We start from the raw sequence: 21,525 nt of genomic DNA, 5'->3' as shown, positions 1-21,525 counted from the left end.
AGAAAATAAAGTTTGCATCACTTCGATGAAGTGCTGCCTGTTCTGCAAAATTGTGAAGAGAAGATTGATCTGGAGGCTTCCAGGTGTTTTGAGCGCAAGTTCAAGACGTCCGAAGCCGGTTCCAATGACGTCGTGGATGGTCTAGCCGACTGGAAACGAACGAGGAGCCGGACGTAGGAAGGAAGCTTGTCACTCTGGATCGTTTGTTGTTGGTGACTTCGTGTCATCTCTGATGAACGATCGGATTACCGTTGCCTGACCGCGCGGTACCGGATTTGATCTCGAGAAGCTGGTCTTAAGACAGACTGCAAGTGAGCTGCTCGGCGTAGCTCCAGTAAAGCAGATCTGTCGAACACGTTGATGGCATTGTTGAGTAGGTTGGGTTGTAAAAGGTAACCCGGCCCGTCGATCGTTTCTGATGAAACGACGACTAGATGATGAGCATTGGCAATGAGAACGATTAAGTAGAATAAGGGCAATTGGTGGATGCCTTGGCATGCACAGGCGATGAAGGACGTGATACGCTGCGAAAAGCCGTGGGGAGCTGCGAATAAGCTTTGATCCATGGATATCCGAATGGGGAAACCCACCTTAAATGCTTGGAGAATCCAAGCTGTCAGCGATGACGGCTTGGGTTTCCAAGCATTGTGATAAGGTATCAACCCTTGAATAAAATAGGGGGTTTGAAGCGAACTCGGGGAACTGAAACATCTAAGTACCCGAAGGAAAGGACATCAACCGAGACTCCGTAAGTAGTGGCGAGCGAACGCGGACCAGGCCAGTGGCAATGTGGAATAAAGTGGAACGCTCTGGAAAGTGCGACCGTAGTGGGTGACAGTCCCGTACGCGTAGAACACACATTGTCCTTGAGTAAGGCGGGACACGTGAAATCCTGTCTGAACATGGGGAGACCACTCTCCAAGCCTAAGTACTCGTGCATGACCGATAGCGAACAAGTACCGTGAGGGAAAGGTGAAAAGCACCCCGACAAGGGGAGTGAAATAGAACCTGAAACCGGTTGCCTACAAACAGTTGGAGGGCGCAAGCCTGACAGCGTACCTTTTGTATAATGGGTCAACGACTTAGTGTAACTAGCAAGCTTAAGCCGGTAGGTGTAGGCGCAGCGAAAGCGAGTCTGAATAGGGCGTTTAGTTAGTTGCATTAGACCCGAAACCGAGTGATCTAGCCATGAGCAGGTTGAAGGTTGGGTAACACCAACTGGAGGACCGAACCCGCATCTGTTGCAATAGATTGGGATGACTTGTGGCTAGGGGTGAAAGGCCAATCAAACTCGGAAATAGCTGGTTCTCCGCGAAAACTATTTAGGTAGTGCGTCGACCGAATACCCTCGGGGGTAGAGCACTGGATGGGCTATGGGGACTCACCGTCTTACTGATCCTAACCAAACTCCGAATACCGAGGAGTACTAGTCGGCAGACACACGGCGGGTGCTAACGTCCGTCGTGAAGAGGGCAACAACCCTGACCTCCAGCTAAGGTCCCCAAGTCATGGCTAAGTGGGAAAGGATGTGAGGATCCCAAAACAACCAGGATGTTGGCTTAGAAGCAGCCATCATTTAAAGAAAGCGTAACAGCTCACTGGTCTAAATAAGGGTCTTTGCGCCGAAAATGTAACGGGGCTAAAGCCATGCACCGAAGCTGAGGATACGTCGCAAGACGTGTGGTAGCGGAGCGTTCCGTAAGCCTGTGAAGGGGTACCCGTGAGGGGCCCTGGAGGTATCGGAAGTGCGAATGTTGACATGAGTAACGATAAAGGGGGTGAGAGACCCCCTCGCCGAAAGACCAAGGGTTCCTGCTTAAAGTTAATCTGAGCAGGGTTAGCCGGCCCCTAAGGCGAGGCAGAAATGCGTAGTCGATGGGAACCACGTTAATATTCGTGGGCCTGGTGGTAGTGACGGATCGCACAAATCGTACATTCTTATTGGATTGAATGTGCGGTGGAGCGGTTCCAGGAAATAGCTCCACCCTATAGACCGTACCCGAAACCGACACAGGTGGTCAGGTAGAGTATACCAAGGCGCTTGAGAGAACTATGCTGAAGGAACTCGGCAAATTGCACGCGTAACTTCGGAAGAAGCGTGACCCCATTTTACGCAAGTGAGATGGGGTGGCACAGACCAGGGGGTAGCGACTGTTTATCAAAAACACAGGGCTCTGCGAAGTCGCAAGACGACGTATAGGGTCTGACGCCTGCCCGGTGCTGGAAGGTTAAAGGGAGAGGTGCAAGCTTTGAACTGAAGCCCCAGTAAACGGCGGCCGTAACTATAACGGTCCTAAGGTAGCGAAATTCCTTGTCGGGTAAGTTCCGACCTGCACGAATGGCGTAACGACTTCCCCGCTGTCTCCAGCATAGACTCAGTGAAATTGAATTCCCCGTGAAGATGCGGGGTTCCTGCGGTCAGACGGAAAGACCCCGTGCACCTTTACTATAGCTTTACACTGGCATTCGTGTCGGCATGTGTAGGATAGGTGGTAGGCTTTGAAGCTTGGACGCCAGTTTGAGTGGAGCCATCCTTGAAATACCACCCTTATCGTCATGGATGTCTAACCGCGGTCCGTTATCCGGATCCGGGACAGTGTATGGTGGGTAGTTTGACTGGGGCGGTCGCCTCCGAAAGAGTAACGGAGGCGCGCGATGGTGGGCTCAGACCGGTCGGAAATCGGTCGTCGAGTGCAATGGCATAAGCCCGCCTGACTGCGAGACTGACAAGTCGAGCAGAGACGAAAGTCGGTCATAGTGATCCGGTGGTCCCGCGTGGAAGGGCCATCGCTCAACGGATAAAAGGTACGCCGGGGATAACAGGCTGATGACCCCCAAGAGTCCATATCGACGGGGTTGTTTGGCACCTCGATGTCGGCTCATCGCATCCTGGGGCTGGAGCAGGTCCCAAGGGTTTGGCTGTTCGCCAATTAAAGCGGTACGTGAGCTGGGTTCAGAACGTCGTGAGACAGTTCGGTCCCTATCTGCCGTGGGTGTAGGAATATTGACAGGATCTGTCCCTAGTACGAGAGGACCGGGATGGACATATCTCTGGTGGACCTGTTGTCGTGCCAACGGCATAGCAGGGTAGCTATATATGGAATGGATAACCGCTGAAGGCATCTAAGCGGGAAACCAACCTGAAAACGAGTATTCCCTATCAGAGCCGTGGAAGACTACCACGTTGATAGGCCGGGTGTGGAAGTGCAGCAATGCATGAAGCTTACCGGTACTAATAGCTCGATTGGCTTGATCGTTCTCATTGACCATGCTCATCGGCCGCCTCAGCGGCGGCGATGAAGCCAAAAACGTGTTCATATCTCAAAACGAAGTCGAAACGACTTCTACCAGCTTCTCTTTTATTGCCCTTAGCTGACCTGGTGGTTATTGCGGGGTGGCTGCACCCGTTCCCATTCCGAACACGGCCGTGAAACGCCCCTGCGCCAATGGTACTCCGTCTCAAGACGCGGGAGAGTAGGTCGCTGCCAGGTCTGCTAAAGGCAAACATAAATCTTCTCTAAACATTCTACGGCCCTTGAGCCGATCAGGGGTCGCCAAAAGCGACCCTTATTCGTTTGTAGAATACGCAAAACACAGGGTTGGATCAGAGGCTTCGGCTTCGTGCCAACCTTACAGGAGACAAAACCTTCGGTTTTGCTCCGGCACAGTCCGTCATCGCATAGCGATGACGTAATCGCGACATTCGGCAAAGCCGAATGCGCTTGGCGCGGGGTGGAGCAGCCCGGTAGCTCGTCAGGCTCATAACCTGAAGGCCGCAGGTTCAAATCCTGCCCCCGCAACCAAACGAAACGTGTAACCAGCGCCATGAAGCTTCCTCCTCAGCGAGGAAAGCACGAAACCGGTCAACATACGCCAGCTGCTCAGCTCTATCCCTAAACTCACCCGCTATAACCCGGCGGGCGAACTCGTTTGCGTGCTGTTGAAGAATGCCGGTGCTGTGTAGTGTAAGCAGACGGCGTGCTGGTCAAGGCCACGCAAGCATCTGTGTCGCAGCGTCAGCTTTTTTCGTTGGGCTTGGTCGAACAGTGGGTCCGGCGCATCAATCCGTGTGCATCAGAGTTCAAGCTGAAGCCGGTTTTCTTGACTGTTGTCCTGTTCGGCCGGAACCGCGCAGCACAACAGGACTTCGCCTTCAGCGATCGCGGCCGTTGGTTCCTTCATGTAGGTCACGGCACCCTCGGTGAGCTTGGTGCGGCAAGTGCCGCAGGTGCCCTCTCGGCAGCTGAACTCCGGTTGCAGGCCGCGGGCTTCCGCCAAATCCAGCAGTGTGCCAGCTCCAGGCGTCCATCGCGCCTCCTTCAGAGACATCAGAAAGGCAACCGGCACGGGCTTTGTCGATGCGGGTGGGCGCACTGGTTCGGTCCTGCCGGCGTCAAGTGTTCGCGTCAGGGACGACGGACCGAAGGCCTCGGCGTGGATGCGGTCGTCCGCGATCCCAGAACCCCGCAAGCCATCATACAGGGCCTGGGTGAACTGTGGCGGCCCGCAGAGGTAGAAATCATAATCGCCGAACGGCAGGTGACGGGAGAGTAGCCCCATGTCGATCCGGCCTATCGCATCATAGTCAATGCCTTCCCTGGCCGCGTCAGTATCGCTGAGGACCCTAATCAGCCTGATGGCACCCTTGCCTGAATTGACCAATTCGGCGATTTCCCGATCAAACGGCCGCTCTTTTCTCGATCGGGCTGCATATAAGAGGATGATTGGGCGGATCTGTTGCCTCCGGCGGCCTTCGTAGATGACATGGCGCAGCATGGCGAGTAGCGGCGTGATCCCTACGCCCCCGGCAAGCAATACCGCCGGGCGGGTGGCGCGTGCATCGATGGTGAAGTCGCCGGCTGGCGCGCGCGCCTCGATCGTGTCGCCGACACGGATATGATCGTGTAGATATTGCGACACGGCGCCGTCGCGCTTGACGCTGATGCGGTATACCCCGTCGGAGGGAGCTGTCGACAGCGTGTAGGTCCGGATCAACGGCCTGTCTGTACTTGGTATCGTCACCCGGATCGGCAGATGCTGGCCGGCACGATGAGGCAGCAAGCCTGCGCCATCGACCGGCTCCAGATATATCGAACGGATGGAGGCACTCTCCTCGACGATCTTTGTCACAGAAAGCGCGCGCCATCGGGTGGCCAATGATGCTGCATGCAGCCGGTCGGCTGCCTGCGCCCAATCGCCGGTCATCAAGGAGCTCTCCGACCAACCGCCTTCCCGAAAGACCCAGCGCAGCGCCAGGGCATTGCGCCTGCGGACGATCCGGCGGGGCTTGAATGTCCAGAGCCGCTCTGCTCCCTGGAAAGCGGCGATCTCGGCGGAATCGAGAATGACTTGCGCATCGCCGGTCATCTGCAGCATGTCACCATTGGTATAGTCGATAAACAGAAGCCCGGCCTTGCCGTTTAGGACGATATTCCCGAGCGTGTTGAAAAAGAGATTTCCATCGAAGTCCGGTATGGTCAACGTGTCGTCTTCGCCGATGCGGACAAACCCCGCTTTGCCACCACGATGCGATACATCGACTTGGCGTCGGTCCTTTCGGTCGGCATAGGATGCAACGAAGAAGGCATCGGCTGTGGCGATCATCGATCGTGCAGCCTCGTCGAGCGTAGAGAGGTTTTCGACGGTGCCTGAATGGGGCTGGCGAGGTTCGCGAACGAACTCGAAATCGCGCAATTGGATGTAACGTGGGCAATTTCCGAAACTCTGGTCGACATCGACGCGTAGACCTTCCGGAGTGTAGGAGACGAACCCGTTCATGCGATTGCGGCGCCGCGTGTGCATCTCGATTCCGAGAAGTCCGATGGGCTGACCATCGGTCAACCCCTCTCCTGCGGGATCGCTCACATCCGCTTTTGCCTTGATTTCGAGGACTGTGGGCAATGGAGAAAACATGAAACCGGAGCGCCCTTCGAGAAGGGTCGCCCAGGCGTCACCTTGGTTGTCTACACCGCCAACGACGATGCAGGGCAATTGAGCATAGAAATCGCGGTGTTGGTCGGGCATGAAGTCACGAATGAAGCGCTGGCCGACAAATGCCATACGTTCAACAGCGCCAACCTTCTCTTGAAGGTAGATTTCCCCTTCGTGCCAAGCCGGCAGGCCATTTGGCGTCTCATTCATGTCTGATCTCCCGCAAGTAGACCGGGCGCACGAAGCTGTACGCCCGCATCAGGGCCTCAGGCGGCAAGGCCGACCGATGTTTGAACGAAGGGCACGAAGCCTGGCAGAGCTTCAATGCGACGGAGATATGTGTCGATCGAAGGATAGGTGGACAGATCGACATTGCCCTCCGGTGCCCGGGCGACATAGCTGTAGATGGCCACGTCGGCGATGGTTGGCCCGTTGCCGACAAGCCAATTGCGATTGGCAAGGTGGCTTTCCAGACGTCCCAGCAATGTGTGGGCACGGCCGATGACTTCTTCAGGATTGAACTTTGCGCCGAACACAGTGATCAGACGAGCGGCGGCCGGACCATAGGCAACTTCGCCGGCGGCCACCGAAAGCCAGCGCTGGATGGCGGCAGCGCCTGCGGCGTCTTCAGGAAGCCAATCGGGGCGGGCCGCCTTCTTCGCAAGGTAGACGAGAATGGCGTTGCTGTCGGCGACAACGACGCCGTCGTCTTCCAGAACCGGCACCTGACCGAACGGGTTCAATTTCAGGAAGTTCGGCTGTTTGTGCGCGCCGGATTTGAGATCGACCTCAACCAGTTCATGCGGCAAGCCAAGCAGCGATGCCATCAGGCATGCTCGATGCGAGTGACCTGAAAGCGGGTGATGATAGAGTTTCATTGATGGTTCCTTTTCGATTGATGGGTACATTTCCAACAGCAACCCGCGTGTGTTCGGCCCGGTTGTCAGTCAGGATGGCTGAGTTCGGCAGTTCGTAGCTCGGTTGACGCGACAGGCGTGTGAGTGGGCATGGGATCCTGGTTCGTCATATCTCCGTCACACCGCCCAGCAGGAGCAGCCGAGCGCGCCGAAGAAGCCCTTGAGGTCGGCAATCGGAAGTTTGGATGTCCAAGCTCCGGCATGGTCGTGGCCGTGGACGCCGCAGTCGCTGGCGCAGCCGCAGGTCGAGATTGCCGTACGGCGCAATGACCGGGCACCGGCACCTTCCGGCTCACCCCAGGCGGCATAACCGCCAAACTTGCGGACAGGCGACCAGTCCGGCATCGCGGGAGGAATGTCGTTTTCGTCGAGCGCGTTGAAGTCACCTGCGCCATAGACGATCTTGCCGCCCACCATGGTCAGCTCCGAGACGAGGAAGGAGATCTCCTCCTCGGCACAGGAGAGGAAGTCCTTGTCCGGCACGATCAGATCGGCGAACTGGCCCTTTTCGATCCGGCCCTTCTTGCCCTCCTCGTTGGAGAACCAGGTCACTTTCTCGGTCCACATGCGAAGCGCCGTCTCGCGGTCGAGGCAATTGGCACGCGGGTAGAGCTGCATGCCGCCAACCGTCTTGCCGGTCACCATCCACGACAGCGACACCCACGGATTGTAGGAGGCGACGCGGGTGGCATCCGTGCCGGCGGAGACGTTGACGCCCTTGTCCAGCATGCGTTTGATCGGCGGGGTGGCTTCCGCCACACCATGGCCGTAACGCTCGACGAAGTACTCGCCCTGATAGGCCATGCGATGCTGGGTGGCGATACCACCACCGAGTGCCGCAATGCGATCGATCGAACGCTCGGAGATCGTTTCCGCGTGGTCGAAGAACCAGTTCAGGCCTTCGAGCGGAACATCCTTGTTGACCTTCTCGAACACATCCAGCGCGCGGGAGATCGTCTCGTCATAGGTGGCGTGCATGCGCCAGGGCCAGCGGTTTTCGGCAAGAACCCGCACGACTTCTTCCAGCTCGCCTTCCATCTCCGGCGCCATTTCCGGGCGCGGCTGACGGAAATCCTCGAAGTCGGCGGCGGAGAAGACGAGCATTTCGCCAGCGCCGTTATGGCGGAAGTAGTCATTGCCCTGCTTGTATTTGACCGATTGCGTCCAGTTGAGGAAATCCTGCTTCTCTTCCTTGGGCTTTTGCGTGAAGAGGTTGTAGGCAAGCCGGACCGTCATCTGGTTTTCGTCGGAGAGCTTCTGGATCACTTCGTAGTCGTCCGGATAATTCTGGAAGCCGCCGCCCGCGTCGATCACGCCGGTGACCCCCAGGCGATTGAGCTCGCGCATGAAGTGACGGGTCGAGTTGACCTGATAGTCGAGCGGCAGCTTCGGCCCCTTGGCAAGCGTCGAATAGAGGATGCCGGCATTCGGCTTGGCGAGCAGCATGCCGGTGGGATTGCCGTTGGCATCGCGGGTGATCTCGCCACCTGGCGGGTTCGGCGTATCCCGGGTGTAGCCGACGGCACGGAGTGCTGCGCCGTTCAGCAGCGCCCGATCATAGAGATGGAGGAGAAACACGGGTGTGTCCGGGGCGATCGCGTTGATCTCCTCGATCGTCGGTAAACGCTTTTCGGCGAACTGGTGCTCGGTAAAGCCACCGACGACGCGCACCCATTGCGGCGCCGGCGTGATCGCGACCTGCCGTTTCAGCATGTCCATCGCATCGGCCAGCGAACGAATACCGTCCCAGCGGAGTTCCATGTTGTAGTTCAAACCACCGCGCACGACATGGGTGTGATTGTCGATCAGACCCGGCAGGACACGCTTGCCCTTGAGATCGATGATCTTCGTGTCGGGCCCGGCCAGCGCCATGATCTCGGCATCCGTGCCGACCTCCTGAAAGAGGCCGTCCTGGATGGCGACTGCGGTCGCGTTGGGTCTTGTCCGGTCAAGTGTCGTGATCAGGCCGCGATAAAGGATGAGGTCAGGATGCATGGATTGGCCTCCTGTCTTGCCGGGATAGGCGGCATTGGCAGGCGAGAACAGATTGGCCATGGCAAGGCCGGAGGCACCGCCGAGAAAGGCGCGTCGCGTGGTCATCAGCCATTCCTCGCATCGTTTGCCTCCGCGCCGCGCGGTCTTGCCGTCGGGAGTTCACCGAGAATGTGCGGGGCACAATGTGTGCGGAACCATGAGATGTTCATGGGCTCGCGCGAGAGGATTCGCCTGGCTACAGGCACCACCTGCTCGCCAGCGAGGATGCCGAACAGGCCAATGAGCGCGATGACGGGCGGTGCCGGTGAGCGGACATTAAGCAGGCTGTAGACCACACCGACCAACAGGCCGGCTGCCAGCGAGAACATATAGATCTTCATCGTTTCTTGTCCTTTGAACCGAACCGAGGGCAGGGGGAGTTAATCGCGGTTGATTGATCTCACCCAAGGCTAGGCACATCAGACTGGCTGCGCGCGTGAAGTGTTGGGAAATGCGGTGAAGCCCACAAGGCGAACCCGCGAGCATCGCTGATGCGTCCGAATTCTCACCGATTTTCGTCCTTTAACTCGTCTCCCACAACCGTCTCCGGCACCCTGTGTCCTGCATTCGACCTCGATCACCTTCAAAGGCAGGCTGGAATGACCACCAACGCCAAGACACCTCTGCTGACGGCAAATCGGCGCGAACTGTTGCTTGCTGGAGTGGCGAGCATGGCCGCCTCACTCCTTCCCACAATCGCGCTCGCCGCCGAACCGCGCAGCGAGAACAGCATGGAGATTCCCGATATGTCCTTCATCAAGACCATCGACGGCACGCAGATCTACTACAAGGACTGGGGACCACGCGACGGCAAGCCGTTGGTCTTTCACCATGGGTGGCCGCTTAGCGCTGACGATTGGGACGCGCAGATGCTGTTCTTCGTCTCCAAGGGGTATCGGGTGATCGCCCATGATCGTCGTGGCCATGGGCGATCGACCCAGACCGCCACAGGAAATAACATGGACACCTATGCGGCCGATATGGCCGAGTTGGTGAGCCATCTCGACCTGCGCGATGCGATCCATATCGGTCATTCAACCGGTGGCGGCGAGGTCGCCCGCTATGTCGCACGCGCCGACAAGGGCCGCGTGTCGAAGGCGGTGCTGATTGCCGCGATCACCCCGCTGATCTTGAAGACATCGGGCAATCCTGGGGGCATTCCTATCGAGGCCTTCAACGGCTTTCGGCAAGCGATTTCGGTCAATCGCGCCCAGTTCTTCCTCGAGATTCCGTCCGGTCCGTTTTTTGGATACAACATGACGGGTGCTACCCCGGTCGAGGGTGTCATTCGAAACTGGTGGCGACAGGCGATGATGGGAGGCGTCAAGGCGCAACATGATTGCGTCAGGGCTCTTTCGGAGACTGACTTCACCGCAGATCTCAAGGCGATCGATCAACCGGTTCTCGTGATGCACGGCGAGGCCGACCAGATCGTGCCTTTCCCATTGGCGGCCGCGACCACTGTCGATCTCCTTCGAAACGGTACGCTCAAAGCTTATCCGGGTCTCAGCCACGGCATGTGCACGACGCATCCAGACGTTATCAACGAAGATCTGTTGGTCTTTTTCCAGAGCTAGTCCAGCGCGAGTCAACCGGAGGCGGCTTTTCGGTCGCCAGTTTCATGCTGCCGCGAGGATCGCGGCGGCCTCGGAAACATCACGGGTCTGGTACCCTTCCGTGAAGGTTTCGTAGATCGGGTTCAACACTTGCCTGGCAGCTTCTCTCTGCGACCGGGAAATCAAGAGCCGGGCAAGATCATTGGATGTACGAAGCTGCCAAGAGCGGGCATTGATCTCGGCTGCTGCCGCGAGGGATGCGTGGAGGAAATGTTCTGCCGCGTCCGTTAATCCTTGCCGATAGACGATGGATGCATTGAAGCGCAGGATCTCGGGAAGGCACCATCGCTCGTTCTGGATGCGTGAACATTCGAGCGCTTCTTTCATGATGAAGGAGGCCATCTCGTGATCTCCGGCCGCAGCTCTGAAATAGGCGTGCACCCCGAGATAGTACGGCATGCGTACAAAATGATTCAGCGATCGCAGTTCCAGGATAGCTTGCTCAATGTCATGGAGACCGCTCTCACTGACTTCGCCGTGACTGCAGGTTATCGCACCATCATAGAAGCGCGCAACCGGTCGCCAGACGGCGATGCCGTGCCGCATGAGATGCTCCCGGAAAATTGCCAGGTGTTCGGCAGCCTTCGTATATTGACCATTCCAGAACAGCACGGGTGTCGCAAAGGCGAGGGCATGCGAATAGGAAATCGCATGCCTGGATTCACGTCCGTATTCGACCGCACGCATTGCGATCTGTTCCGCCGTTTCAGGCGAACCGGTGATCCACTCCACATGGGAAAGGACGTTCATGACGTTGACGTGCTTGCTGTCGAGGAATCTGACGAACTGCGAATCTTCGAAATCCGGCAAATCCAATTTGAGCTCTTGCAGTCGCGCCTTTGCAGTATTCAACTGTCCTACAAAAAGCTCTCCAATCGCCTGATGGGTTGAGCCTTCTATCAATGCCGACACGTCTTCTGACGGGGTTAATTGGGAAAAGGTTGCAAGTGTGCGAATGGCCGAGTCATGTTTACCCGTCCAAAGCTCGAACGCTCCTACAAGTCGTAAGCAGCGCAGCCTGTAGTCGGTGTCTCCAGTCTGCACGGCTACGAACAAGGCGCGGTCGGCAGCTGCGGATGCTTCAGGCGTCAATCCATGTGTCAACATCGTCGCCGCAGCCAACGAGAACTGCAGCCGAACTTCGAGACTTGTGCCCGCCAATCCGGCATTGACCAATTCATCGATCGCACGTCTGACCCTTATGCGGCACTCCTCAACGAGCGAAAAATGGTTCCACAAAAGACATCCGGCGACTGTAAGGCGAACGAGCAGTGCCCGCTCCTCGTCCCGTTGTCCGAGAAAGTCGAGCGCATTGCGCAAGTCGTCTATCAGATTCCCGAATTTTTCTCCCCATTCGCGTGCGGGCATGTTCATCCATTCATTGGCGCCGCGCTCAAGCGTGTCGCAAACATGGGTCGCGTGTCTTAGCTGGGCGATCGCTTCCTCGCGGCCAGCGTGCAGCCGATCTCTGCAATACGCCCGCGTGGTCTCCAGAAATCGGTAGCCTGTTCGCTTGCCAGCCTGATCAGAGACAAGGAGGGATTTGGATGCGAGCTGTGAAAGCATCTTTGCCGTCTCGCTGGGGGGGTGGCTTGAGATTGCAGAGGCTGCCGCGACATCAAAAGAACCGGCAAAGACCGACAAGGCAAGTAGGGTTTCCGCCTCTCGCGCCGATAGCAGCCCATAGCTCCAGTCGAGCGTTGCCCCCAGCGTACGATGACGCTCAAGGCCGCCACGCCGCCCGGCCAGAAGCCGAAACCTGTCGTCGAGCTGCGTCCGCAGCCCGACAACGCCAAACACGTCGATGCGCATAGCAGCGAGCTCTATCGCAAGCGCGATACCATCCAACCCCCGACAGATGTCGGCCACGACAGGTGCTTCCGCATCGTTGAGTGTGAACGCCTCCATCCTGTCTGTCGCACGGTCGACAAAGAGCTGAATTGCGGGAAATCGCATCGCAGTTTCAGCCGTAAGGGGCGAGGAAACGTCAGGCGAGGCCAACTGAGGGAGACAGTAAACGCGCTCACCCGCGGCCCCGAGCGGTTCACGACTTGTCACCAGAACCTTGAGCGCAGGGGCGTCTTTGAGAAGCTGAGTGGCGCACTCTGCCACGGCTTGGGTGAGATGCTCGCAATTGTCTAGGACGAGCAGCATTTCGCGGTCGCTGACAGATTTGCATATCGTCGCCAGAACGTCGGCAGAATGGACTTCAAGTCCGATAGCAACAGCGATCGCATTGGCGACAAGGCCCGGCCCCCTGATCGGTGCAAAATCCACCAGCCAGACACCGTCTTTGACGTTGCCGGCGATTTTCTCCGCGACGGCCAGTGCGACTGTCGTCTTGCCAATTCCACCGCCGCCTACGATCGAGACCAAGCGGTTGAGGGCGAGTTCCCCCGCTATTGTCTCGATCTCTTGGTCTCGACCAAAGATCCGCGTCGAATTGGTCGGCAAATTGCCGGCCTCCAATAGGCGGTGTGCTGCAGCCCTGCTGGCTTGGACCGCCGCAACAAATTGGTAGCCCCGTCCAGGCACTGTTTTGATATACCTGTCTTGCCCAGGTTCTTCACCAAGCGCGCGCCTCAGTGCAGCCATGTTAACCTTGAGATTGCCCTCGTCGACTATCTGGTTCGGCCAGACACGCTGGTTGAGCTCGGTCTTGGTGACCAGATTGCCCGCTTTTTCCACGAGCACCGTCAAAATATCGAGCGCCCTACCGCCCACCCGAATTGCTTCGTCGCCTCTTAACAGGGCTTGGCGTTCGGGAACCAGCGAAAATGGTCCGAAGGCATATGTCCCTGGGCTCTCAGGGTCGAAAACGCTCATTACGCCCTCTCTGAAACGTTCGCTGCGATCCGAGGAACATATCAGGCTTGATCGAGAACTGCGCGCGCGCGGCGCAGGTCTGCGGTCCAGAAACCTTCTTCAAATCGGCCATAGGCTGACAACAGCATCTCCCGCGCTTCCTGACTGCCACCCACTGTGTGCCAAAGGCTTGCAAGCTGTGTCGCCGACCGTAGTTCCCAGGTCAACGAACCATGGCGGCGTGCAAGCTCGATCGATTGCATGTAGCAGTCCGCAGCTTGCTCGAAGGATGACGCTCGGCCACCGGCCCGAATGAAATTGCCTTTCATCATCAGCATTTCCGGTAGCCCCCAGTCCTGGCCGCTTTCGGAATAGAGCGAAATAGCCTCGTTGATGCATGAAAGTGCGCCATCTACGTCGCCGTTGCGCGACAGTAGGTGGCCGTAATTGCCGAGGAAAGGCGGATAGCGCATGCCAAGACCACTGCTGCGCAGCGCGTCTAGGGCGCGGCGATAGGTTTCCAGATCGACCGGCAGGTTTGTGTCGATATTGAGCTTGGCTCGCATGCAGACGGAGATCGCGCCCCAAAGCGCGAGGCTGTGTTCGGCCGCAAACTGGTCGGCGAAGTCCAGCATCTCTTCGACCTCGTCGAAGTTGCCAACATAAATCGCAATGCAGACCGACGTTATCAAAATGGCTGAACAGAGAGGAACCGGATAATGGCGAGCCTCGGCTTCTTCCCGCTGGCGGCGTGCCATGGCTAGTGCCTGATCCGAAAATCCCTGCAGCCAGAGCACCATGGCCAGGGAGCCACGGGCTTCTGATTGTTGGTCGAATTCGAAACGGGATACTTCGGCGCTCGTGGATGGCAGGGTGTTGAGGAAACCTTCCAGCTGTTCGCGCGCTGCCGTCAGGTCGCCGAGATAGTGGAGCGCGCTGCCGGTCTGGCCGTCGACCTTTCGTGCGAGATGTTCCTCACCCATGCCTGCCGCAATATCGCGAACCTGTTCGGCATAAGCCAGAGATGCGCGCGAGTCGCCGGCCCAGAGTTCGTATTGCGACAGACCCCTCAGGCATTCGATCCGCAAATCGACATCGGCAAGCGCCTTGGCTATGTCCAGTGCCTTGGCAAAGGCGCCCTTCACCTCAGGCAGCGGCCCGCGAGTAAAGAGCCGGGTCCATCCTTGGGACAGCAGGAGCAGCAGATTGTCACGTTCGGTCCTGTGGGCCACGTGGTGATCGTCAAGCGCGCGCTCGACGGCAACCCTGCATTCCTCAAGCAGCGACAGTCGTTCCCAGAAGGGAATTGCGGCGACAGTGAGTTTAATACCCAGAGCTTCTTCGCCACGACCGGAGAAGGCGAAGGTCAGGCCATTCCTGATCTCGTCGATTTTCGAACGGTACCGGGCGAGCCATGCGTCAACCGGCAATACCACAAGCTCGGACTTGGCCTCCTCCGCGAGGTCGAGTGCATGATATGTGTGCCGGCGTCGAATCTGTTCGAATTCCGCAGTCGCTGCGAGCTTTTCGAAAGCATATGCGCGGGTAGTCTCCAGCATGCGGTAGCTGACCTCGATGTCGAGGGCATCCGCGGTGAGCAGTGATTTGGCGACCAGCCCGCTGAGATCGTCTACAACCTGTATCTGATCCATGGCATCAACGGCCGCTACCTTGCAGGCAGCGGCGAGATTGAAGGTGCCTGCGAAGACTGAAAGGCGCCGCATGAGCGCTTGCTCGCTGTCGGATAGCAGCTCGTAGCTCCAGTCGATGGTCGCTGCAAGCGTGCGGTGGCGCTCGGGTCCGGCTCGCCGCCCCAGCAAAAGACGGAAGCGGTCGTCAAGGCGGGCTAGCAGTTCTGATGGCCGAAACGCATCTATTCGGGTTGCTGCGAGTTCAATTGCCAGTGCCAGACCGTCGAGCCGCCGGCATATGGCGGCGATGATCGCGGCATCGGCATCGCGCATGGCAAAGGATGCGCTCCTGTCGGTCGCGCGCTCGATAAACAGCTGGACCGCAGAGAAGCCCAGTGCGTCCTGAGCATTGATCTCGGAGGTCGAGGGCGGCAAAGCCAGTCCTGAGAGCCGGCGCACGCGTTCCCCCTTGACAGACAGTGGCTCCCGCGACGTTGTCAGGATTTTCACATGTTTCGCGGTTGTCAGGATTCGCTGGGCGCAGGTTGCCGCCGCATCGATCAGATGCTCGCAGTTGTCGAGCACAAGCAGGGTCTCGCGTTCCTGAAGAGCAGCGCACAGAGCGGCCATAATGTTGGCCGAATGAGCCTTCAGACCAACCGCTGTCGCGATTGCGCTGGGCACGAGCGACGGATCCTTCAGTGCGGCAAGATCCACGAACCAGACACCGTCGGCGAAGCTTTCGATTGCCTTCTCGGCAGCGGCTACTGCCACGGTCGTCTTCCCAACCCCCCCGGTGCCGACGATCGAGACAAGACGCGTGCTCGCCAGCTCGCGGACAATTGAGTTGATCATGTCAGCACGACCGACGATGCGCGTGGTGCCAATAGGCAGGTTATGGCTGTGGGCGGCAGGCCTTTCCTCAATATACGGAGAGGGCGCGGCTCCATTGGACGAGACGGGCGCGACAAACCGGTAACCCCGCCCGACGACGGTTGCAATATATTGCGGCGGACCGGCGAGCTCGCCGAGGGCGCGGCGGATGACGCCCATATTCACCTTGAGGTTTGCCTCGTCGACGGCGATGCCAGGCCAGACGCGAGACAGGAGTTCCCGCTTGCTCACGACTTCGCCGGGACGCTCGACGAGCACCGTCAATACGTCGAGCGCGCGACCGCCTATTCGAACCGGCTTTTCCCCCTCGACGAGCAATTGCCGCTCCGGAATGAGGACAAACGGTCCGAAGGAGTATGAGCGCTGTAGACCCTTTGCCGGAACTCCGGTCAATGCGATTCCCTCAGGTTTTAGAAAGCAAAACAAGGGTCACATGATAGCCGAGGTGGGCTCCAGTAAAAAACGGTAAAGACCGATCCGAATTCTTTTCGTGCACGTTTATGCACGAATTTCGCTGAGAAGAGCACCGATCGGGGGATCGGTGCTCCAGGGCAGTGGCCTGCCGGACAAGGGTTACTCAGCGCATTGCATGGTTGCGATCGAGGAAGTCATGGATAAGGGGTGCCATCACGTCGAGGCGATCTTCGAGCGCGAAATGACCGGAATCAAGAATATGCACTTCGGCCTTGGGTAGGTCGCGGAGATAGGGGTGGGCGCCTTCCTCGGGGAAGATTTTGTCGTTCTTGCCCCAGACGATGAGCGTAGGCGGCTGGTGCTTGCGGAAGAAGGCCTGGAAGTCAGGATAGAGCGGCACGTTGGAGCCGTAGTCTCCCAACATATCCAACTGGACATCCTGGTTGCCCGGACGGTCGAGCAGCGCTTGGTCGTGCACCCAATTGTCGGGGCTGATGCGCTCTACGTCGCCCATGCCGTCAGTGTATTGGAACTTGGTGACAGAAAGCGTCACAAGCCCGCTTAACGCGTCGCGGTTCTTCTGCGAGCGGTCGGCCCAATACACCTTTATCGGATCCCAGAAAGGTGACTGCAAGCCCTCGTCATAGGCGTTGCCGTTCTGAACGATCAGGCCACTGACGCGCTCGGGATGTTTCAGGGCCACGCGATAGCCGATCGGTGCGCCGTAATCCATGACATACATGGTGTACCGGTCGGCGCCGAGTTTCGTCACGAGCTTGTCGACGATGTCGGCCTGGTTGGCGAAAGTGTAGGCGAACTTCGAGTGATCAGGCGCATCGCTTTGACCATAGCCCGGATAATCCGGCGCGATGACCCGATATTTGTCAGCCAAGAGAGGAATAAGGTTGCGGAACATGTGAGACGAGGTGGGGAAGCCGTGCAACAGCAGCACGACCGGACCATCGACGGGGCCCGCCTCACGGTAAGACACCTTGACCCCATCGATAGCGACAGAGCGATAGTGCACGGTTGGAACCACCAGGCTGGCATTGGCTAGCTCGTCTGCATGAGCGGTGAGCGGCGGTGCAACCGTGGACGCGAGAGTTGTGGCGAGCAGCAAAGACATCAGAATTCGACGCATTTTGTATCTCCAGTGCGTTGTGAGGCTGAAGGTGAAGACACCAATTCAGTGCGATCAGCGTCCTGCACGGAGGCGGCAATAGCGAGTTAAAGCTTGAAAATTTGAAGGAAAATCAGAGCGCAGGCGATAGGTCGATTGTGGAAAGGCGAGGTAAAGCCGAACTCTTTACTGGAATTAACGGGTCTCAGGCCCCGCTCTCGACTATCTCTGACATGCCAGCCGCAAAAGAGCGAACGCTTCCTGACACGGCGCCACCATGGGATGTCCTCGAGATGTTTGACAGAACAAGAGACGGCTACTTTGCTTTTGGCCCCTATTATCTCTACCCGACCTGTCGGATCCTGAAACGGGGCGATGATGCCGTCGCCATTGGTAGCCGAGCGTTCGACATGCTCGTGGCGCTGGTTCAGCGACAGGGCGAGGTACTGTCGCGGCGGGAACTCATGTCATTTGCCTGGCCCGGTCTTAATGTTGAGGATTCCAATGTGCGCGTCCAGATGGCGCATCTGCGTCGGGAGATTCACTGCGGTGACAACGGTGAACGCTACGTCGTCAGCATTGCCGGGCGGGGTTATTGCTTTGTCGCCCCGGCGGAATGGAGAGATGCCCCGGAGGGGGCGCCAACTACTTCGGGCCCCATCGATCTTCAGATGGTGTCGGATGAGGTGCGCTTGCCAAACCGGTATTTGCAGCCAGTCGGGCGTGAGGAAAGCTTGGCAGACCTCATCCAGAGCATCTCGGAGAAGCGCCTTGTAACAATTGTCGGAGCGGGAGGGGCTGGCAAGTCGACACTGGCTGTTATGGCCTCACAGGCCACTACGAGCTTCGAGCGAATCCACTTTGTGGATTTAAGCGCGGTCGTTGATGGCGAAACGCTTCTCGCCGCGATTGGCGTTTCGGCCGGCATCGACAGTTGCGACATCATGCTGGATCGTGTTGTCGCCAGTCTGTCGTTGCATCGAACGCTGTTGGTGCTCGACAACTGCGAGCACGTAATCGATGCAGTCGCTGACGTCGTCGACCACATCATGCGACAGACCTCGGTCGTACACATCCTTGCTACTAGCCGCGAAGCATTCCGACTGTCCGGTGAAACGATCCATCTTCTCGGGCCGCTTGCGGTTCCGCTGGCGACGGATAATCTGTCGGCTCAACACGCTCTTGAATGGCCTGCAGTGCAACTGTTCGTCCAGCGCGCCATAGAGAGTGGCCTTGCTGGCCCCATGGATGACGAGCAGGTTGGCGCCGTTGCTGCGATCTGCCGGCGGCTTGACGGCAACCCATTGGCGATCGAGCTGGTCGCGAGCAGAACGGGGGCCTATGGACTTGAGCGTGTTGCGGATCTTCTCGATAACCGTCTCGTCTTGTCTTGGCGCGGAAATCGCTATGCGCCCCAACGACATCGAACAGTTCGCTCCATGCTGGATTTGAGTTATTCTGGTCTCGCGCCAAAAGACCAAAAGGTGCTTCGGGCCTTGTCAATCTTTCAAGGCCCATTCTCTCTCGATGCGGCGTTGACAGTCGTCGGCGGAGACGACCTGGAAGATGCCGATGTCGCTGCGGCCATCGGAAACCTGGTGGACAAGTCTCTCCTGCATTTCCACCCTGGCACCGATGTAGCAAGCCTGAGGCTCTCGGAATTCACCAAGACCTATGCCGCGGCGAAACTTGCCGAAACGATGGAACGCGAACATGTTCAGCGCCGGCACGTCTCTTACATGTCCCAGACGGTCAAGATGCTGACGAATGTCGCGGAAGATGCACGCATTGCGCCGCAGAGGATAGCAGCGCCGGCGGCCTAGGTTTGGCGAAATCACCCCCTTGACAGGATCTTGCACGATGGGCGGCCCGTTGGCTGGCAGGGAAAACTGCCAATCAACCTCGAGCACATACTGCGCATCTGGCCTGGGCTCCGGGACCTTTTTCTGATCAACATATGGAGACTTCATGTCACACCCAGCTATTCGGCGTGAGGAAGCGATTGAGGTACAGGCTTTCATCGATCTCTTTCGATCGGCACTCCGGTCGATGACGGAGGAGGACGAACTCGCTTATGCGTCGATTGCCGAAGGTTGCGCAGTTTCACTGCCTTTCGCGCCCGCCATCGGATTGAACCGGGTGCTCGGCCTCACGGATACCGAAAGCCTGGAAGCTGCTCTTGGATGGTTTGCCGGGCGCGGGGGGACCCGCCATGTGCAGATCGATGCAAGCTCAGCATCTGCGAGTGTCCTTCAATGGATATCAGACCGGGGATTGAAGAGGAATGGTGCAAGCTGGGTCAAGCTTGCTTGTCCTGCACCCGTTTCTCCTGGGTACAGAAACGGTGCAATCGAGGTGCGGCTTGCCAGCGAGGCAGAGGCCGAGCTGTTCGGTGCGCTGATGTGCCGTGGTTTCGGTTTTCCTCCGCGGCTCGCGCCGCTGTGGTCGGGTATCGTCGGCAAACCTAGCTGGAGTTGCCATCTCGCCTATCTGGATGAAACGCCGGTAGGCAGTGCGATCATGTACACGGCTGGCGGCTATGCCTGGCTCGGCGGCGGCACAACGCTTCCGGAATACCGGAACAGAGGCGTGCAGACGGCCTTGATTCACGACCGGATGAGCATCGGCGCCGCGCTGGGCGTGACAGTCTTCGCCTCAGAGACAGCTGAGCCGGAAAGCGGCAAGAGCCGGGTCTCCTATGACAATTTGGTCAAGCTGGGGTTCGAGCCGGTCTACACGCGCCAGAACTATTTGATCGAGGATTAAGCGTCCGCAAACGTTGAAGAAGTCCCGCACCATCTGGAACCTCCCCGTAGCCAATGATGTCGCTGATGGGGATGCCGCGCGCGGGGCTTACCGCCCAGCACAGTATTTGTCGTTAGAGACGGCGGATAGTCCGATGACGCTGCTTCGTGTGCTTCTCAGAGCGATGCGAGTGTCACCTGGCTCCGCTTCTGTCGGTGTCGACTGCGGTCTGCGCGATGCGTCGTCTGCAGGAAAAATGAGCGCGCCGGACCTTGTAGGGCACGGGGCGGGGGCGGATCGGTCGCGGCGCGCTCAGGTTGCCTCCGGTGGGAGCCGGGGCAGGGGAACGGGAACGGATGGTTACACAGTCTTGGGAACAGTGGGCATCTGGTGGCTTCAATGTGCCATTGTCTCCCATGCCTGGCGAATAAATCGTGGTCAAACCATGTGAATTGGCGATCGGCCGCAGCGAAGCGATTGTTCACGCGACTGGAAGAACCCAATCGGCTCGAAACCGTCCTGGTGTCCCTGATCTTTCCCCGAGTGATAAGATGAGGCCGAAAAATGCTTCGATATCTTCTGGTTCTGCTTCGTCCAAGCCTCGGAGAAAATGAAAAACTACGGCTTCACAGCGTTTCCCCGCGTTTGCCCTTGCTTAACTTCTATCGCTGCCGCGTTCCCGCTATCCAAGACCGAGGGCGGATTGCCCCACCGACACAGATCAGGGAGAGTGACAGTGAGCACATCAATACATACAAAATCGAGCGTTTTGGCGTCTGGAGGCGGCATCGCGCTCATCGATCCTGCCGATGCCGTCATCCTGCTACTCGACCACCAGTCAGGGCTTTTCCAAACGGTCAAGGATATTCCCGTGGCCGACCTCAGGCGAAATGTTGCGATGATCGCCCGGCTTGCAACGCTCCTCGATATCCCCGTCATTACAACGGCCTCGGAGCCCAATGGCAGCAATGGGCCCTTGATGCCTGAGATCCACGAGGATGCACCACATGCCGTCTATGTCCCGCGAAAGGGAGAGGTCAACGCCTGGGATAACGATGATTTCGTCGCACAGGTCAAATCAACCGGCCGCAAGACGCTGGTGATGGCTGGTGTCTGGACCAGCGTCTGCGTGATGTTTCCGGCGCTCGATGCCGTCGCCGCCGGATACGGTGTCTATGCCGTCATCGATGCCTCGGGCGATCCCAGCGAAATGGCTTCGCGCGTCAGTGTCGCACGCTTCGTACAGGGGGGCGTCAAACCGACCTCGACTAACGCGCTGCTGTCTGAACTGCACCGCACCTGGGCGCGTCCTGAAGCCGCCGAGCTGGCTAAACTTTACGGGATGGTCGCGCCGAACTACGCCGCCGTCAGCGAGAGCTATCAGCGTGCGCAGCAGGCGGCGAGAAACGCATCGTAGA

At 58.2% G+C, this 21,525-nt stretch carries 11 protein-coding genes, 1 tRNA gene and 2 rRNA genes; 7 read left to right on the top strand and 7 right to left on the bottom strand.

Going from position 1 to position 21,525, the window contains the following annotated elements:
- The first annotated feature begins 458 nt into the window (after positions 1-458).
- From IM739_RS22135 to IM739_RS22125, 3 genes are all read left to right on the top strand, one after another.
- Positions 459-3,257: ribosomal RNA gene (locus tag IM739_RS22135) — 23S ribosomal RNA — on the top strand.
- A gap of 119 nt (positions 3,258-3,376) precedes the next feature.
- A 5S ribosomal RNA gene (gene rrf, locus IM739_RS22130) occupies positions 3,377-3,491 on the top strand.
- A gap of 235 nt (positions 3,492-3,726) precedes the next feature.
- Positions 3,727-3,803: transfer RNA gene (locus IM739_RS22125), tRNA-Met, on the top strand.
- A gap of 271 nt (positions 3,804-4,074) precedes the next feature.
- On the opposite strand, the gene IM739_RS22120 is transcribed toward IM739_RS22125, so the two are convergent.
- From IM739_RS22120 to IM739_RS22105, 4 genes are all read right to left on the bottom strand, one after another.
- Positions 4,075-6,141 (bottom strand): 2Fe-2S iron-sulfur cluster-binding protein, encoded by a 2,067-nt coding sequence (locus tag IM739_RS22120; RefSeq protein WP_237371380.1) that lies wholly within the window; start codon positions 6,139-6,141, stop codon positions 4,075-4,077.
- Between the two features lie 56 nt (positions 6,142-6,197).
- The gene (locus IM739_RS22115; protein WP_237371379.1) at positions 6,198-6,809 is read right to left on the bottom strand and encodes a glutathione S-transferase family protein; all 612 of its coding nucleotides are present in this window, start codon (positions 6,807-6,809) and stop codon (positions 6,198-6,200) included.
- Positions 6,810-6,965: 156 nt separating this feature from the next.
- The gene (locus tag IM739_RS22110) at positions 6,966-8,948 is read right to left on the bottom strand and encodes an amidohydrolase (protein WP_237371378.1); all 1,983 of its coding nucleotides are present in this window, start codon (positions 8,946-8,948) and stop codon (positions 6,966-6,968) included.
- The gene (locus IM739_RS22105) at positions 8,948-9,223 is read right to left on the bottom strand and encodes a XapX domain-containing protein (protein ID WP_237371377.1); all 276 of its coding nucleotides are present in this window, start codon (positions 9,221-9,223) and stop codon (positions 8,948-8,950) included. Before IM739_RS22105 ends, IM739_RS22110 begins: the two co-directional genes overlap by 1 nt.
- Positions 9,224-9,481: 258 nt before the next feature.
- Here IM739_RS22105 and IM739_RS22100 point away from each other — a divergent pair, with 258 nt between their 5' ends.
- Entirely contained in the window at positions 9,482-10,459 is a 978-nt protein-coding gene (locus tag IM739_RS22100; RefSeq protein ID WP_237371376.1) for an alpha/beta fold hydrolase, read from the top strand.
- A 42-nt stretch (positions 10,460-10,501) separates the two neighbouring features.
- Here IM739_RS22100 and IM739_RS22095 read toward each other — a convergent pair whose 3' ends face one another.
- The 3 genes from IM739_RS22095 to IM739_RS22085 form a co-directional block, all read right to left on the bottom strand.
- Positions 10,502-13,324 (bottom strand): ATP-binding protein, encoded by a 2,823-nt coding sequence (locus IM739_RS22095; RefSeq protein ID WP_237371375.1) that lies wholly within the window; start codon positions 13,322-13,324, stop codon positions 10,502-10,504.
- A gap of 41 nt (positions 13,325-13,365) precedes the next feature.
- Positions 13,366-16,221 carry an ATP-binding protein gene (locus IM739_RS22090; RefSeq protein WP_237371374.1) on the bottom strand — a complete coding sequence of 952 codons (2,856 nt, stop codon included), beginning with the start codon at positions 16,219-16,221 and terminating at the stop codon, positions 13,366-13,368.
- Between the two features lie 184 nt (positions 16,222-16,405).
- Complete coding sequence (locus IM739_RS22085) at positions 16,406-17,383, bottom strand: alpha/beta fold hydrolase (RefSeq protein ID WP_237371373.1); 978 nt, start codon at positions 17,381-17,383, stop codon at positions 16,406-16,408.
- A gap of 272 nt (positions 17,384-17,655) precedes the next feature.
- On the opposite strand from IM739_RS22085, the gene IM739_RS22080 reads away from it, so the two are divergent.
- The 3 genes from IM739_RS22080 to IM739_RS22070 all read left to right on the top strand — a co-directional run bounded on the left by IM739_RS22080 (position 17,656) and on the right by IM739_RS22070 (position 21,524).
- Positions 17,656-19,185 (top strand): ATP-binding protein, encoded by a 1,530-nt coding sequence (locus tag IM739_RS22080; RefSeq protein WP_237371372.1) that lies wholly within the window; start codon positions 17,656-17,658, stop codon positions 19,183-19,185.
- 226 nt (positions 19,186-19,411) lie between these two features.
- Positions 19,412-20,128 carry a GNAT family N-acetyltransferase gene (locus tag IM739_RS22075; protein ID WP_237371371.1) on the top strand — a complete coding sequence of 239 codons (717 nt, stop codon included), beginning with the start codon at positions 19,412-19,414 and terminating at the stop codon, positions 20,126-20,128.
- 715 nt (positions 20,129-20,843) lie between these two features.
- Positions 20,844-21,524, top strand: a complete 681-nt coding sequence (locus IM739_RS22070; RefSeq protein ID WP_237371370.1) for an isochorismatase family protein — start codon at positions 20,844-20,846, stop codon at positions 21,522-21,524.
- The last annotated feature ends 1 nt before the right edge of the window (position 21,525 follow it).

This window comes from Rhizobium sp. SL42, from assembly GCF_021729845.1.
Lineage (GTDB): Bacteria > Pseudomonadota > Alphaproteobacteria > Rhizobiales > Rhizobiaceae > Allorhizobium.
Note: the sequence above shows the minus strand (reverse complement) of the source record. Positions and strands in the feature narration are given on the sequence as shown.